Origin of the sequence: Treponema primitia ZAS-1, assembly GCF_000297095.1 — a bacterium.
Lineage (GTDB): Bacteria > Spirochaetota > Spirochaetia > Treponematales > Breznakiellaceae > Termitinema > Termitinema primitia_A.
On record NZ_AEEA01000066.1, the window covers coordinates 45470 to 60227 of the forward strand.

General features: G+C 52.7%; 15 protein-coding genes. 4 read left to right on the forward strand and 11 right to left on the reverse strand.

What is annotated here, in order from left to right; translation table 11 throughout:
• The first annotated feature begins 83 nt into the window (after window positions 1-83).
• On the forward strand, window positions 84-536 hold the full coding sequence (locus tag TPRIMZ1_RS0112430) for a hypothetical protein (protein ID WP_010260117.1): 453 nt from the start codon (window positions 84-86) through the stop codon (window positions 534-536).
• On the forward strand, window positions 517-2121 hold the full coding sequence (locus tag TPRIMZ1_RS0112435) for a LeuA family protein (RefSeq protein ID WP_010260121.1): 1605 nt from the start codon (window positions 517-519) through the stop codon (window positions 2119-2121). Before TPRIMZ1_RS0112430 ends, TPRIMZ1_RS0112435 begins: the two co-directional genes overlap by 20 nt.
• Here TPRIMZ1_RS0112435 and TPRIMZ1_RS0112440 read toward each other — a convergent pair.
• From TPRIMZ1_RS0112440 to nifH, 9 genes are all read right to left on the reverse strand, one after another.
• The gene (locus tag TPRIMZ1_RS0112440; protein WP_010260123.1) at window positions 2106-2414 is read right to left on the reverse strand and encodes a (2Fe-2S) ferredoxin domain-containing protein; all 309 of its coding nucleotides are present in this window, start codon (window positions 2412-2414) and stop codon (window positions 2106-2108) included. The genes TPRIMZ1_RS0112435 and TPRIMZ1_RS0112440 overlap by 16 nt on opposite strands.
• A gap of 70 nt (window positions 2415-2484) precedes the next feature.
• Window positions 2485-3771: a radical SAM protein gene (locus tag TPRIMZ1_RS0112445; RefSeq protein WP_010260125.1), complete on the reverse strand. Its 1287-nt coding sequence runs from the start codon at window positions 3769-3771 to the stop codon at window positions 2485-2487.
• Window positions 3768-5147: a nitrogenase component 1 gene (locus tag TPRIMZ1_RS0112450; protein WP_010260127.1), complete on the reverse strand. Its 1380-nt coding sequence runs from the start codon at window positions 5145-5147 to the stop codon at window positions 3768-3770. Before TPRIMZ1_RS0112450 ends, TPRIMZ1_RS0112445 begins: the two co-directional genes overlap by 4 nt.
• Entirely contained in the window at window positions 5144-6523 is a 1380-nt protein-coding gene (gene nifE / locus TPRIMZ1_RS0112455; protein ID WP_010260129.1) for a nitrogenase iron-molybdenum cofactor biosynthesis protein NifE, read from the reverse strand. Before nifE ends, TPRIMZ1_RS0112450 begins: the two co-directional genes overlap by 4 nt.
• 7 nt (window positions 6524-6530) lie before the next feature.
• Entirely contained in the window at window positions 6531-7907 is a 1377-nt protein-coding gene (locus TPRIMZ1_RS0112460) for a nitrogenase component 1 (protein ID WP_010260131.1), read from the reverse strand.
• 18 nt (window positions 7908-7925) lie between these two features.
• Window positions 7926-9566 carry a nitrogenase component I subunit alpha gene (locus TPRIMZ1_RS0112465; protein ID WP_010260134.1) on the reverse strand — a complete coding sequence of 547 codons (1641 nt, stop codon included), beginning with the start codon at window positions 9564-9566 and terminating at the stop codon, window positions 7926-7928.
• A 49-nt stretch (window positions 9567-9615) separates the two neighbouring features.
• Window positions 9616-9993, reverse strand: coding sequence for a P-II family nitrogen regulator (locus TPRIMZ1_RS0112470; RefSeq protein WP_010260137.1), 378 nt, complete (start codon window positions 9991-9993; stop codon window positions 9616-9618).
• Window positions 9990-10358: a P-II family nitrogen regulator gene (locus tag TPRIMZ1_RS0112475; RefSeq protein WP_010260140.1), complete on the reverse strand. Its 369-nt coding sequence runs from the start codon at window positions 10356-10358 to the stop codon at window positions 9990-9992. Before TPRIMZ1_RS0112475 ends, TPRIMZ1_RS0112470 begins: the two co-directional genes overlap by 4 nt.
• Before the next feature lie 31 nt (window positions 10359-10389).
• A complete protein-coding gene (nifH, locus tag TPRIMZ1_RS0112480; protein WP_010260142.1) occupies window positions 10390-11214 on the reverse strand; it encodes a nitrogenase iron protein in 825 nt (274 codons plus the stop codon).
• Window positions 11215-11526: 312 nt separating this feature from the next.
• On the opposite strand from nifH, the gene TPRIMZ1_RS0112485 reads away from it, so the two are divergent.
• Complete coding sequence (locus TPRIMZ1_RS0112485; protein WP_010260144.1) at window positions 11527-13110, forward strand: sigma-54 interaction domain-containing protein; 1584 nt, start codon at window positions 11527-11529, stop codon at window positions 13108-13110.
• A complete protein-coding gene (locus tag TPRIMZ1_RS0112490; protein ID WP_157784231.1) occupies window positions 13097-13336 on the forward strand; it encodes a Nif11-like leader peptide family natural product precursor in 240 nt (79 codons plus the stop codon). Before TPRIMZ1_RS0112485 ends, TPRIMZ1_RS0112490 begins: the two co-directional genes overlap by 14 nt.
• Before the next feature lie 19 nt (window positions 13337-13355).
• On the opposite strand, the gene TPRIMZ1_RS0112495 is transcribed toward TPRIMZ1_RS0112490, so the two are convergent.
• Both TPRIMZ1_RS0112495 and TPRIMZ1_RS18955 read right to left on the reverse strand, forming a co-directional pair.
• On the reverse strand, window positions 13356-14378 hold the full coding sequence (locus TPRIMZ1_RS0112495) for an aldo/keto reductase (protein WP_010260150.1): 1023 nt from the start codon (window positions 14376-14378) through the stop codon (window positions 13356-13358).
• Window positions 14379-14389: 11 nt separating this feature from the next.
• Window positions 14390-14758, reverse strand: a 369-nt coding sequence (locus tag TPRIMZ1_RS18955; RefSeq protein ID WP_010260156.1) for a tetratricopeptide repeat protein, incomplete at its 5' end; no start/stop codon positions are given.

Sequence of the window (14758 nt, forward strand, 5' to 3'; positions counted from 1 at the left end):
TTACAAAAAAAGGGAAAAAGGGCAGCAAGGATAATTAACCCAATCGCGTTGACACAACAGGGATAGACCCGTAGAATCATCCCATGGAAAAACAAAAAAAGGATTGGGAACAGTTTTTTGAGGATGGACAGGGTTTTCACCGGACCGTACGGGGCGGCCTAAAGCGGCAAAACATCTTTACCCCCGAGCTGATTCAGAATATTGCCGCCATGGGCATTGAAAAATATTTTATGGCCATATTTACCCACCGCGGGATCCTGCCGCAGAATCACACCATGTCAGATTTTGTGGGGGAGTCGAAGCTTTTCATGACCCTCCCCGAGGATTTGGAAAAGTCCCTTCTCTACTTCGATTCTCTTCAGTCCATCTGCTCCATATTCGATTTTACTATAATAAAACCAAAACCGGAGGATGTGCCCCTTTTCGTAGATGCCATAGACCGGGTAGCCCGGCTGGCGGAACAGGAAATTGCACTGCCCGCAACGACGTTCCACACCCAGGAACCTACGGTACAAAATGCCGGAACGCTCCACTGATATTCGCCCCCGGCGGATCACTATCCTCGATACTACCCTGCGGGATGGAGATCAGGCGGCGGGTTTTGCTTTTTCGCCTGACCAAAAGCTGGAACTAGCCCGATCCCTGGCGGAAGCCGGGGTTGATATCATCGAAACCGGGTTCCCCCTTTCCAACCGCAGTGATTTTAATGTGTGCCGCCAAGCCGCGGAGGAATTTCCGGGCCGTACCGCGGTGATGTGTCGAAGCCGGCCCGAAGATATTCGGGAGTCCGCAAAAGTTTTTGCAGGGGGCATCCCCGGTCTCCTCCATCTGTCCCTTCCGGTGAGCCGAATCCACATACACGCAAAGCTTGGAAAAACCGAAGCCGGTATAATCACCATGGTCCGGGAAGCGGTGTCCTACGCCAAAGGATTTGTGCCCCGGGTGGAGCTTGGCGCCGAAGACGCAAGCCGGGCGGATAAGGACTTTCTGCAGGAATACTGCGAGGCCGCCCTGGATGCCGGAGCGGAGATTATCAATATTGCCGATACCCTAGGCCGGTTTGCCCCCGGCGAAATCCGGGACCTGATAAGCTTTCTCTTCAGGAGAATACCCCGGCTAAACAGCAGCAATAGTATCCTCAGTGTCCACTGCCACAACGATCTTGGCCTTGCCTGCGCAAATACCCTGGCGGCGATTGAAGCCGGCTGCGGCCAAGCGGAGGTATCAGTACTGGGCCTTGGGGAACGGGCGGGAAACGCCGCCCTGGAAGAGTTGGCCGCCAACCTGGACGCCAGGCCGGATCTGTACCATGCCGTCACAGGGATACTGCCGGAAAAGCTCGGCCCGCTGATACGGCTTAGCGCGGAAGCTGCAAAGACAGGTCTTTCCCCCATGAAGCCCCTCAGCGGCTGGAATACCAGGGCCCATGGTTCGGGCATACACCAGCAGGGCCTTTTGAAGAACGCAGAAACCTACTCCATACCGGAAATGGAACGCTGGAACACCATACCCGAACGTATAGTCCTCTCCCGTCATTCAGGCCAGGCCGGTGCAGCCCTCTTCGCACGCCGTTACTGCGGCCTGGAACTGGACGACGCCGCACTATCCCGGATCTGCGCCCACCTTAAGGGCGAAGCCGAACCGCCCGGCGAAACATTCAGCGCTACCCTGGGGATTACCGAGTTTTTATGCCTACTCTCGGATATGAAACTGCTGCCGAAAAACATGCCCCGGCCTTGGATATGCCGCTCTTTTTCTGAAACCTTTACCAAGGATGACTCAAAACATAACGTCATAATCAAAGCCGCTGTTGTGCCATACGGTATCGGGAAACCGGTCCGGAAACTTGCCGGCGAAGGATACGGTGGAGCAATAGCGGTACTGAAAGCGGTAAACAAGATAAAAGCAGTATCACTACGCCTTTCCCGGTTTGAAATAAACGGATACGGTAACCAGCTGCGCCTTTATGCGGAGATTACCGTGTCTGACGACACCGGAAAAGAAATCCCCTACGCCATAGAACGAACCGGTCTCACCGCAGGGTTGCCGCTTTTTCAATGCTGCATGGACGCCGTTAACGCATTTATCGTGTCAAGGAGCCGGGATCAGGCAATCACATGATCCGCAGAAGGGGTCCCGCTTTTGATGGAATCAATCACTGCGTCAATGGCCTCCTCGCTGTCGATGTGACCGAACCACCAGTTCTCTGGATAGACCACCAGGGCCGGCCCCCGATCACAGACCTTGAGACAGCCGGTACTGGATACGCTGACATCCGCCATTCCCCGGTCCGCCAATTCTTCTTCCAGGTACTGCATTAGCTGCATGGAACCGCCCTTGTTACAAACCCCTTGGGGGGTTCCATTGGCCCTGAAAGACCCGCATACAAAAACATGATGCTTAGGTTTCGTCATTTTTTTCACACTCCTCTTTAGTTTTTCTAACGCCGCGACTCGCTAGACTCCGCAGCCCTGGTCTGCTCCACTACGCTCCGCAGCCCTGGCCTTTACCGCCGCAGGAAACTCCCGCGCCGCATTGCCCTGGGCTTACGGTAAATATTTTAGGAATACTCCTACCTTCCAGCAGGGGCTGCGCAATATCGGTGATAAGCCCTTCGCCTGAGATAATGGCAAGTCCTCTCTTTTCCAGTATCCGCATGGGTTTCTCTCCGCAATCGCTTATCAGTATTGCTACGCAGTCATCCAGACTAGCCGCCAACGCTTCCCAGCGTTTGTCCCCGCCGCCCGGGGCCGGAGTAGGCCGCTGACCCTTTAAGACCAGTTTGCCATCCTCCAGGGCGAAGATAAAAAGATGGGTTGCCTCCCCCAGATGACGGTTTACAAAAAGCCCCTCCATGGAGCCCACCGCCACATACGGCCGTTCCGCCGTGGGACGCACCCTCTTTGCTTCATCCAACAGTTTTTCTATTTCCTTTGAATTACCATCTCCCAGGAAACCCGCTGCATCAGCGCGGCAGCGGGCGCAATGGGACATCTGTTTAAGATGTTTTCCCGCCTCAAGCCGAATTGCGGCCATGGATTCCGCAGTTGGAACGGGTAGATTTTCGAAGGGCGTTTCCTCCACATGCATCATGGGGATACAGTTCTGCACATCCGCCCCCAGATCGGCGGTATAAGCTGCGACAGCCGCGATATGTTCATCGTTAATGCCGGGAATGACCACGGTGTTGATCTTTACCACAATGCCAAGGGATTTGAGAATCTTGATAGCTTCGGTCTGCCGCTGGAGCAGCAGGTCCGAAGCGGTAATGCCCCGGTAGACATGGGGACCGTAGCGGACCCAAGGGTAAATCTTGGCGCCTATGGCGGGATCAACGGCGTTTACCGTGATGGTCACATGGGAAATATTGAGACGCGCCAGGCGATCCGCATAATCCGGCAGACCCAGGCCGTTAGTAGCCAGGCAAAGTATCTTTTCCGGATAGTTTTTCTGCACCAACTCCATGGCAGCCAAAGTTTCCTCCGGGTTTGCAAAGGGATCCCCTGGACCGGCTATGCCGATGACAGAAATGTTATCAGTTATTTTTAATACCGACCTGAGATAATCCAAGGCCTGGAATGGCGAAAGTATGGCGCTGGTTACACCGGGCCGGCTTTCGTTGACGCAGCTATATTTGCGGTTACAAAAATTACACTGGATATTGCATTTTGCCGCCACCGGCAGGTGAATACGCCCGGTACTGTGCCGTGCTTCGCTGTTAAAACAGGGATGTTTTGTATAGTCAATCGTTTCCATATGTCCCGCAATCATAGGTAGGTGTACCCCTTGTCAAATTGATCCTGCTTAGCTTCCATGAGGGCGTTGCAAATAAGATCAAAAAGGTTCAATGTTCCCCGATACCCCAGATGGAGAATACGCTGTCCGCCTATCCGGTCATGGATGGGAAAACCGCAGCGTACCAGTGGTATCTTCAGTTCCCGGGAAAGGTAGAGACCCTTACTGTGGCCTAAAATAAAATCAGGCGCCAGGGTTCGGGCGCGATCCAGGATAGTAACAAAGTCCGCGTCGTCCAGTATTTCAGTTTCCCGGCGCGTGTTCCGGAGCGACCCCCGGACACGTTCCTTGAAGCCCTGACTTGCGGCGCCTGTGGCGGCAATTACCGGGATCACCCCGATTTCATCCAGGAAGGACGCCAGGGCAACCACAAAATCTTCCTCGCCGTAGATCACCGCCCGCTTTCCGTTTACGTATTTGTGTCCGTCTATATACGTATCAATAAGCCGGGCCCGTTGTTTGGTCCAGATCTCCGGAATAGGTTTACCGCTTATTTCAGAAAGGGCATTGAAAAAAACATCACTATTCTCAATGCCGATGGGAAGATCCCGTCTGAACAGGGGAACCGCATGGGTATCCGCCAGCCACTTCCCCGCATCGGTCTTTCCCGGCGGCATACCGAGGTACACCGTTCCTGCGGCCTCCCCCATTAAGGCGATATCCTCAATTTTTGTGCCCCCCAGAGGAAGCTTCTGGTACGTTTCCCAGGTTCCGCCGTCAAGACTTTCGGAATAGTCCGGTAACAGCGTGTAGGGTACGTTAAAGGATTGCAGGATACTGTGCAGTTCCCGTAGATCCCCGGTGGATACAAAACCTGATACGAGGTTAATACGATCCGTCTTCCGCTTCTCTTCAACAGCTAAGGTGCTCACCGCCGCATGGATCGCTTCATGGAAGCCGTCCATATGGGTACCCTTATAACTTGGGGTAGAAGCATAGAACAGAACCGGGTTAATGCCCTTCGTATCCCTGGCGCCTTTTTCCCGGGATGCCAGATACTGCCTTAGGTACATGGGTACGTCCTCGCCTATGGTTTCGGCGAGACAGGTGGAGGTGATGCCTATGGCGCTGGGCTTATAGGAGCGGCTTACGTTATCCAGAGCGGTAAAAAGGTTCTCCCTGCCGCCAAAAATCGCCGTGGACTCCACAAAATTTGACGAGGCGATATCGATGGGTTCCCGAAAGTGACTTATCCCATACCGGCGTATATAGGTGGAGCAGCCCTGGGATCCGTGGATCAGGGGGATGCAGCCTTCAATACCCCGCAGTACCAGACATGCCCCCAGGGGCGAGCAGAGTTTACAGGCATTTCGGGTGGATGTGTAGTTTTCTTCTTTCATAACCTGGGTCATACCAAGCGCTCCTTAGCAACCCGGGCAGTTTCCGCAGCTTTTATACGCGCCGGGGAATACTTCCACACCGGGCTCGTCACCGAGGTATGGACCTCCCGGGCAAAATTAAGCATCCCATCGTAGCCCGCCAGCGCTTCCTTACGCTCGTGGTTGTGGTCGCAGAAACCAATTCCCATCTTGTAGGCTATGGGCCGTTCCTTAACGCCGCCTATCAATAAATCTGCGCCCTTTTCTAAAATAAACCCCGATAGTTCCAGCGGATTAGTATCATCTAAAATGATGGTCCCCTCGTTGGTAATTTCCTTGAGGTAGTCGTAGTCTTCGGGCGAACCGGTTTGGGAGCCCACAACCACGGTTTCCATACCCAGATGACGCAGGGCCTTAACCATGGAGAAGGCCTTGAAGGAACCTCCCACATAGACCCCGGCTTTTTTTCCTTCCAGATCTTTCCGGTATTCCGTAAGCTTAGGTAATAATTTATTTACTTCGGATTTTACCAGCTCCCGGGTGTTATCCAGTATTTTGTCGTCCTTAAAAAATTCCGCCACATCGTAGAGAGCCTTGCTCATATCCTCTATTCCAAAATAGGAAACCCGGATATAGGGGATGCCGTACTTTTCCTCCATCATTTTCGCCAGATAGGTCATGGAGCCGGAACACTGTACCACATTGAGCTTAGCCCTGTGCGCCCTGCCTATCTCCGCTACCCTTCCGTCCCCGGTGATACAGGAGGCAACATTCACCCCCATGCGTTTGTAGTAATCTTTTATGATCCAGGTTTCCCCGGCTAAATTAAATTCACCAAGAATATTAATACTAAATTTCGGTACCGGTGTGATGTCATCCTTCCCGGTCAGTTTGAACACCGCTTCGCAGGCCGCCTTGTAACCATCCTTCTTCGTACCCTTAAAGCCTTCGGAATGGACCGGGATAACCGGTATGCCAACCTCTTTTTCTACCTTTGCACATACCGCCTCCACATCATCCCCGATAAGGCCGATGATGCAGGTGCAGTAAACAAAGGCTGCGTTAGGTTTATAGGCCCCAATCAACTCCTTCAAAGCGGCGTACAGTTTTTTTTCCCCCCCGTAGATAACATCATTTTCCCGGAGGTCCGTAGAGAAACTAAGGCGGTGTAATTCCGGGCCGCTGGATAGTGAGCCCCGTAATTCCCAGGTATAGGCTGCGCACCCTATGGGCCCGTGGATAAGATGTACCGCATCGGCAATGGGATACAATACCACCCGGGATCCGCAGAACACACAAGCCCGCTGGCTCACGGACCCCGCAGTACTGGGTTTTTCACATTCGATGGTAAAGACATCCTTACCCTTTTCGAGAACCTGCTGTTTCCGTGCCGCCAATATTTCTACCATACACTCCTCACATTACCAGTTCAAACTTTTCTTCCGGCGCGTCCCGGTCCTGACGTTCCATAAGGATATCAAGAACCTTGATTAGCAGATTAAGTCCCCCGCGATAGCCCGTGATAGGTACGTAGGAATGGCCGATACGGTCATAGATGGGGAACGCTGTCCGGATCAGCGGGATGTCCATGTCCCGGGAGATATATTTGCAGTAGGTATTTCCAAAGAGCAGGTCCGGCCTGTCGTTTTGCAGGAGCTGGTGGAGATAAAAGAGATCCGCCTGGGCGCCGGACTTAACTATTGTGCCTTCGCCGGTCAATTCCTTCATACGCCGGTCCCACTTGGCCCCCGCGGGGGTACCGGTAACAACGTGAAGGATACGCATCCCCGCATCCTTACAAAACTGAACCAGGCCGTAGAGGGTATCCGGATCGCCCATGAGGGAAACCTTTTTTCCATATACGTACTGGGCTTTGTCGCAAAGCACATCCACCAGCTGACCCCGTTCAGTATTAATGCTTTCCGGAACCGTAACCCCCGCAGTCTTCCGCAGGGTATCCACAAAAGCGTCGGTGGCGGTGATCCCAATGGGCAGGTCGAGGATATCGGTCTTGACTTTACACTTGGTGTCCAGGAGCTGGGCCGCCTGGAAAGTACCCACGCGGCCCAGGGCAATGGCGCTCCGGGAATCACCGGAGGCCCGGATCAGTTCCTTGGGGGTACCGCCCTTGGGATACATGTGAAACTTGCCGTCCATGGGGGCGTTAACCACACCGCTGGTATCAGGGTACATGATGTACTGAACACCCATCTCCGCAGCAATATGTTTAATCTCGCTCATATCACTGGGTTCGATAAACGAGGGCAGAAGGGTAACGTAATTATTCTTTGCGCCGGTCTTTTCTGCAAAGTTTTGTACCATAGCGGTAAGCATATTTGCATAACCGGTAACATGGGAACCCTTAAAGCTCGGGGTACTGGCAAACATCACCGTCTTTCCCGGGGGTATCTTGTTGTCCACAATCGCCCGGTTAATGATCTGCTTGAGATCGTCCCCGATAACTTCGGAAAGACAGGTAGTGTTTACCGCAATGATATCCGGATCGTAGAGGGTAAAGATATTGTTGATCGACTCCAGCATATTGGACTGGCCGCCGAATACCGACGCCCCCTCGGTAAAGGATGAGGTACTGCCCATGATAGGTTCCGCATAGTGCCGGGTCAGGGCGCTACGGTGATAGGCGCAGCATCCCTGCGATCCGTGGCTGTGCGGCAGGCAGCGGTGAATACCCAGGGCAGCGTACATGGCCCCCACGGGCTGGCAGGTTTTTGCCGGATTAATAGTCAGGGCGCTCCGCTCAACAATTTCCTTTGGCGTATGTCTTAAAAGCATGGTTTCTCCTTCCTTTTCCTAACTATTGAAGCCGTAGGTGGCGGAAAGCTCGGGATCCGTATCCCAGGGGGCTTTCGTAAATTTAAAGGCATTACAGTTGAGCAGCCGATCAATCTCTCGGTAGAAATTCACCGCTCCCTTGTAACCCGCGAAGGGACCCATATAGTCGTAGCTGTGGAGCTGCTTCATGGGGATACCCCGTTTCTGCACCACATACTTTTCCTTCACACCGGCGCAAACCAGATCCGGATGGAACCGATCCAGCAGTTCTTCTAATTCGTAGTGATTACAGTCGTCAATAATCAAGGTTTCTCCGGGCATCTCGCTCATCATGCCGTGATAGTCCGCAAACTCAAAACCATCCTTTTCCCGCTTTGCCCGCTCCTCTGCGCTGATCCGCGGCTTGTACCGTTTTGGATCCGCTTCAATGGTAAGCTCCTCAATGTTTCGGGAATCGGCGTCAATTACAATGGAGCCAAGAACCTTCCTGCCTTCGTAGTCATCCCTATGGGCAAATTCGTAACCCGCAGAAAGAATATTAAGACCGATCTCCCCAAGCAGTTCCTGGTAGTGGTGCGCCCGGGAACCGCCGACATACAACACTGCGGTTTTCCCCTCACAGCGGGACTTTACATCAAGCCGGACTTTTTCCACCTCCGCCATTTCCCGCTCTATCACCGCCTCGGTTTTCTTGATAAGCTCATCGTCCTGATAGAACTGGGCGATCTTCCGCAGGGATTTTGACGTGGCCTCGGCGCCCACAAAGTTCACCTTGAACCATGGGATGCCGTATTTCTTGTCCATCATTTCCGCCAGGTAGTTAATAGACCGGTGACACATAACCACGTTGAGGTCCACATTCTGGGCGGAAGAAAATTCCTCGTAGGTAGAGTTCCCCGAAAAGGTGGAATGGAGGGTTAGACCGCAGTCCGCCACAATCCGCTCTATCTCAAAGGCATCCCCGCCGATATTGTATTCACCGAGGATGTTGAGTTTAAATTTCCCCGGCTTAGTAAAGGTGTCATTTATACCGACCACATCGGTAAAAACCTTATTGTTCGCCACATGGTGGCCCGCGGACTGGCTGACCCCTTTATAGCCTTCGCAGGAAAACCCGAATATGTTGATGTCCGGATACTTTTCTTCCATGGCCCGGGCTACGGCGTGAACATCGTCACCGATAAGCCCCACCGGGCAGGTAGCAAATATACCGATAGCCTTGGGGTGGAATATCGCCACCGCTTCGTCAATTGCGGCGCGCAATTTTTTTTCGCCCCCAAAGATGATCTCGTCTTCCTGCAGATCCGTGGACATGGCATAGGTTATGTAGTTTTCATCCTGATCCGTAACGGGCTTCGTTTGGTTCCGCCGGGTAAGCCAGCTGTAGAACCCACACCCTATGGGGCCGTGGGTTATCTGCAAAATATCCCTGGTTGGACCTAAAACAACGCCCTTACATCCTGCATACGCGCAGCCCCGCATGGTGATAATACCCGGAATAGTCCGGGAGTTCGCCAGAATCTCCGGCACGTCCTCTTTGTTTTCTACTTTATTTATTATAATCTGCTTTGAGCGCTTTTTAGCAACCTTGGACGAATATTTTTCGAGAACCTCGGTCTTGAACTCTTCCGCCGTGGGCGTTTCATGTACTACTGGCATATAAAAATTCTCCTTAAGAGTATGATGAAACATTTACACCGTAAATGTTTCACTGATCCAGAATCTCATCTCCGGATTCTCCGGTACGTACCCGGTGAGCATTGGTCACGGGCATGACAAATATTTTACCGTCTCCGCTCTTACCGGTCTTATTAACCGAGATGATGGTTTCCACCACGGTCTTAACCAGTTTGTTGGGTACAATAATATTGATCATCCGCTTTGGGACCAGACGGCCCGCACTGCCCAGTTCATCCATCATTTCCTCGTAGCGTTTTTCCGCGCCGTTAAGGATGGGAATTTCCACCAGCCCTTTTCCCCGGCCAAGACATTCCTTGGCGTACATGGAGGTAATCCCCGCATCCGTCAGGGCGCGCTTGGTCCGGTTCATCATATTGATCCGGACTATGGCCATTACTTCCTTCATGGGGTTTCCTCCACCGCCGGGCCTGCGGGAGCTTTATCGTCCGCCGCCTCCTTGAGACCGGAGCTGACCGTATAGACTTCCTCCACCGGGGATACAAAGATCTTCCCGTCCCCGAAGGATCCCTTACCGGTCCGGGCCACATCCATGATTTTCTTAATCACAAATTCCTTATCGCTGTCCTTTATCACCATGAGTAACAACTCTTTCGGTATCTCGTCGTAGGTGACGTCCCCAATTTTAATACCCCGTTGTTTACCCCGACCGGATACATTCATCCGGGTTACCGAGGGGAAGCCATCCGCCATTAAGGCAGCCATTACCGCATCAGCCTTCTCTGGCCGCACAATCGCCCGTACCATTATCATCTCTTTCCTCCAATTAATTCACCGTAATAATCTAATCAGCTATACCAAATTCCATGAGCAGTTTTTCTAATTCCGAAATGTCCAGGGGCTTGGGAATGATAAATTTCTGGTTGCCCTCAATAGCCTTTGCCAGCGCCCGGTATTCATCGGCCTGACCCACGGTGGGATCAAAATCTATAACCGTCTTTTTATTAATTTCCGCACGCTGGACCATATTGTCCCGGGGCACAAAGTGGATCATCTGGGTTCCCAGTTTTTCTGCGAGGGCTACGATAAGCTCATCCTCCCGGTCGGTCTTGCGGCTGTTGCAGATAAGCCCCCCAAGCCGTACCTTGCCGGCTTCGGCGAACTTCATAATGCCCTTACAAATATTGTTGGCGGCGTACATGGCCATCATCTCCCCGGAACAGACGATGTAGATTTCCTCGGCCTTGCCGTCCCGTATGGGCATGGCAAACCCGCCGCACACAACGTCCCCCAGAACATCGTAGAAGGTATAGTCCAGCTTGTAGCTCTCGTGGAAGGCGCCCAACTGTTCCAGGAGATTAATAGAAGTAATAATACCCCGGCCCGCGCAGCCGACCCCCGGTTCCGGTCCGCCGGATTCCACGCAGCGGGTACCCTTAAAGCCGACCTTAACCACATCGTCCAGGTCCAGGTCCTCGCCTTCGGTCCGCAGGGTATCAAGCACGGTTTTCTGCGCCAAGCCGTTCAGCAAAAGCCGGGTTGAATCCGCCTTTGGATCACAGCCGACTACCATCATATTCCTTCCCATTTCGGCAAGGGCGGCCACCGTATTCTGGGTAGTGGTAGACTTCCCGATACCCCCCTTCCCGTAAACTGCAATTTTTCGCATGTTCTACTCCCCATTTCAATCTTTTGCCGTAATTAAAACAGCATCTATGAGTAAACTAGCAATATCCGTGCCAACTATGCAGATCGATGAAATAATGTTGTAATTTGTCTTAGATCCATGGTAAATTCTCGATTTTTAGACGGAATAACAAAATCCGGAGAAAAAGATTGTAAGAAAAGGCTTACAAAAGCTACAACCGTGATTATCAAACTACATTTTTGTAGGGAAAATTTTCCGGTAAAAATACTCTATAATGTATTTTTATGCAAAATATACTTGATATGATGTATAAATATTGATAGCCTTGTGTACATGGCTGCACCAATAGACATTTCTTGTCCCCTTGAATCCGCTTCTATAAATTGCCCGCGGGATGGGCTTCTGCTGCTTTTTGATATCAGCAGGCTCCTCTCGGAATCGGAAAATATGGAGACCATCCTCAAGCCTATTTTAGACCGCATCGCCTCAAACCTCGGTATAATCCGGGGGATGATCACCATACTGAATCGGAACAAGGGGGAAATTGCCACCGCCGAAGCCTGGGGGCTGGAGCCGTCCCAAAAAAGCAAGGGCCGTTATTCCCTGGGAGAGGGTATCACCGGCAAGGTGATAGAGACCGGTAACCCAGTGGTGATAAAACGCATCGCCGATGAACCCCGGTTTTTAAACCGTACCGGCGCGTGGAATAACGCCGATACCAAAGATATTTCCTATGTATGCGTGCCTATCCATATCGGTACCGAAGTGATAGGCGCCATAGGGGTGGATCTTCCCCATACGTCAGACAGCCTGGATTACGAAGTTAGTATCCTTACCATAGTAGCGGCCTCGATCAGCCAAATTGTCCGGATCCACCAGATGAAGTACGAAGAGATGGAAGCCCTAAAGGTAGAAAATACCCGGCTCCACGAGGAACTCCGTACCCGCTATAAACAGCCCAATTACGTTATTGGTAATTCAAAGATCATGCGCCTCCTGTACCAGCAGATGGAACAGGTCAGCGGGACCAACGCCACCGTATTACTGCTGGGCGAAAGCGGGGTAGGCAAAGAGCGGATAGCCCATGCGGTCCACTACGGTTCCGCCCGGGCGAATAAACCCTTCATCAAGGTAAACTGCGCCGCTATCCCGGAAAGCCTTATTGAAAGCAGCCTCTTTGGCCATGAGAGGGGATCCTTTACCGGCGCGGTGGCCCAAAGGAAGGGCTATTTTGAACAAGCCGACTGCGGCACCATATTCCTGGACGAAATCGGAGAGCTGCCCCCGGAAGCGCAGACCAAATTCCTCCGGGTTCTCCAGGAACGGGAATTCGAGCGTATAGGAGGTTCCCAAACCATCAAGGTGGATATCAGGGTCATTGCCGCCACAAACCGGGATCTGCTCCATCTCATCCGGGAAGGAAAGTTCCGGGAGGATCTCTATTACCGGCTCAGCGTATTCCCCCTGGTCATACCTCCGCTGCGGGAACGGAAAACGGATATCATGCTTCTGGCGGACCACTTTGTAGAAAAATTCTCCGCCGAGCATAACAAAAAGATCCACGACATTTCATCCTCCGCAGTAAGTTTGATGACCAACTATTCCTGGCCGGGTAATGTACGGGAGCTGGAAAACTGCATCGAGCGGGCGGTGATCCTCTCCGCCGACGAAACCATCCACAGCTACCACCTGCCTCCCAGTTTGCAGACGAAACAAAAATCCCGCCTTGAGGATAGGCGTACCCTGAAGGAAGTTATGGAAACGGTGGAAAAGGAACTTATTGAAGAAGAACTACGCTATACCCGGGGGAACGTTTCCCGGGCCGCAAACAACCTGGGAATTTCCGAACGTATCATGGGACTACGGGTAGCAAAATATGGCCTTAAGGCGCGGGGAGCAGGCAATGGCGATGAATAGTGCGATTGAGTTTATAGACCGGGTGAGGAAGGACACGGATTTCCGCGGCCTGGCTTATCGGGTAGACAGCGGGGAACAGTTTTCCTCCTGGATACAAAAGGCGGGCTATACGTTTACTCCGGCGGAAATTGACGATGCGTTCCGGGTACTACTCCTCAAAGCCGCCGATGAGGAAGCTGCGGAGCTGATCAAGGAAATACGGCAGTGGTATACCCTGCAGTCGTAGTATATTGACACTCAGTGAACTACGCCGGGAGTTCCGCCAAAAATTTCCGATAATCCCCCAGGTTCTTCTCCAGTAGAGCCGGGGTATCAAGACCATAGGGACAATTATCCTTGCAATGGTTACAATGGATGCAGTCTTCGATCCGGGCCATTTCTTTTTTAAAGTCCTCCGTAAGGAACTGCCCGGGGGGCATACGGCGGAGCAGCAGGAACATCCGGGCGCAGGTAGAAATTTTAATCTCCGCGGGGCAGGGCTGACAGTAATCGCAGGCCCGGCAGAAGTTACCCGCCAGTTCCGCCCGATCCGCCTCAATACGGCGGCGCTGTTCCGCGCTTAGAACCGTGTTTCCCCTCTGGGCGGCGAACAGGGCGTCTAACTCGCTTTCCCGCTGTATGCCCCAGATGGGGACGGCGCCTTTAAAGTCCCCAAGCCAAGCCCGGGAGGCTGCCACATCGGTGATAAGCCCCCCGCTCAGGGCTTTCATGCAGATGAAGCCTATGTTTTTTTCTTCACAGTACCGTACCATGGCCTGTTCTTTTTCATCGGATAAATAGTTAAAGGGAAACTGCAGGGTATCGTAAAGGCCGCTGTCTATGGCTTCCCGGGCTACGGCCAGCCGGTGATTAGTAATACTGATAAAGCGTATCTTGCCCTGTTCCCTGGCCTTAAGTGCAGCCTCGTAGAGACCGGTCCCATCATTGGGTTTTGGGCAAAACGGCGGATTGTGGAACTGGTAGATATCGATATGACTTGTCTTGAGATTTTTCAGACTTGTTTCCAGATCCTTCCAAAGATCCTCCCCCTTTTTAGCATGGGTTTTGGAGGCCAGAACAAAATCGTTCCGCCGCCCGCCAATGGCGGCTCCCAGCTTTTCTTCACTGTCCGTATAGCCCCGGGCGGTATCAAAAAAATTAATTCCTCCATCCAGGGCCTTTCGCAGTAATACTACCGCATCTTCCTTGCTTGCCCGCTGTACCGGCAGAGCGCCAAATCCATCCTTGTTTACCCTCAAGCCTGTACGGCCTAATAACGCTTCCGGCATAGTAAAACTCCTTACTGTATATTGATGTAGTAGCGTTCCAGATACGCAATCCGCCGCCGGGAATCGTTGTACCGGCTGCTCTGGGGGTACTCATTTACCAGGCGGCGATAGTAGTCCAGGGCTAAACGGATATCCCGGGAGGGCCCCGGTTTTTCGTAAAGTTGCGCGTAGAGCCACAGCGCCTCATCGCTGCCCAGGGGGAACTGGGCCATAAACTGATTCAGCACGGCAATAGCCTGGGGAACATGATCCGCCCCAAATTCTTCCCGGGCCCGGCGCAGGTACTCTTCGGCGCCGGCGCCCGGGGGAAGGATGAGCGGGGGATCTAGCTCCGCAGTTTCACTTACAGCGGCCGGCGGGACATCAGCGCCCGCCGGAGA

What these genes read in the sequence shown, in the direction of transcription:
- TPRIMZ1_RS0112430 (WP_010260117.1), top strand. Translation starts at nt 84, where the DNA reads ATGGAAAAACAAAAAAAGGATTGGGAACAGTTTTTTGAGGATGGACAG.
- TPRIMZ1_RS0112435 (WP_010260121.1), top strand. Translation starts at nt 517, where the DNA reads ATGCCGGAACGCTCCACTGATATTCGCCCCCGGCGGATCACTATCCTC.
- TPRIMZ1_RS0112440 (WP_010260123.1), bottom strand. Translation starts at nt 2,414, where the DNA reads ATGACGAAACCTAAGCATCATGTTTTTGTATGCGGGTCTTTCAGGGCC.
- TPRIMZ1_RS0112445 (WP_010260125.1), bottom strand. Translation starts at nt 3,771, where the DNA reads ATGATTGCGGGACATATGGAAACGATTGACTATACAAAACATCCCTGT.
- TPRIMZ1_RS0112450 (WP_010260127.1), bottom strand. Translation starts at nt 5,147, where the DNA reads ATGACCCAGGTTATGAAAGAAGAAAACTACACATCCACCCGAAATGCC.
- nifE (WP_010260129.1), bottom strand. Translation starts at nt 6,523, where the DNA reads ATGGTAGAAATATTGGCGGCACGGAAACAGCAGGTTCTCGAAAAGGGT.
- TPRIMZ1_RS0112460 (WP_010260131.1), bottom strand. Translation starts at nt 7,907, where the DNA reads ATGCTTTTAAGACATACGCCAAAGGAAATTGTTGAGCGGAGCGCCCTG.
- TPRIMZ1_RS0112465 (WP_010260134.1), bottom strand. Translation starts at nt 9,566, where the DNA reads ATGCCAGTAGTACATGAAACGCCCACGGCGGAAGAGTTCAAGACCGAG.
- TPRIMZ1_RS0112470 (WP_010260137.1), bottom strand. Translation starts at nt 9,993, where the DNA reads ATGAAGGAAGTAATGGCCATAGTCCGGATCAATATGATGAACCGGACC.
- TPRIMZ1_RS0112475 (WP_010260140.1), bottom strand. Translation starts at nt 10,358, where the DNA reads ATGATAATGGTACGGGCGATTGTGCGGCCAGAGAAGGCTGATGCGGTA.
- nifH (WP_010260142.1), bottom strand. Translation starts at nt 11,214, where the DNA reads ATGCGAAAAATTGCAGTTTACGGGAAGGGGGGTATCGGGAAGTCTACC.
- TPRIMZ1_RS0112485 (WP_010260144.1), top strand. Translation starts at nt 11,527, where the DNA reads ATGGCTGCACCAATAGACATTTCTTGTCCCCTTGAATCCGCTTCTATA.
- TPRIMZ1_RS0112490 (WP_157784231.1), top strand. Translation starts at nt 13,097, where the DNA reads ATGGCGATGAATAGTGCGATTGAGTTTATAGACCGGGTGAGGAAGGAC.
- TPRIMZ1_RS0112495 (WP_010260150.1), bottom strand. Translation starts at nt 14,378, where the DNA reads ATGCCGGAAGCGTTATTAGGCCGTACAGGCTTGAGGGTAAACAAGGAT.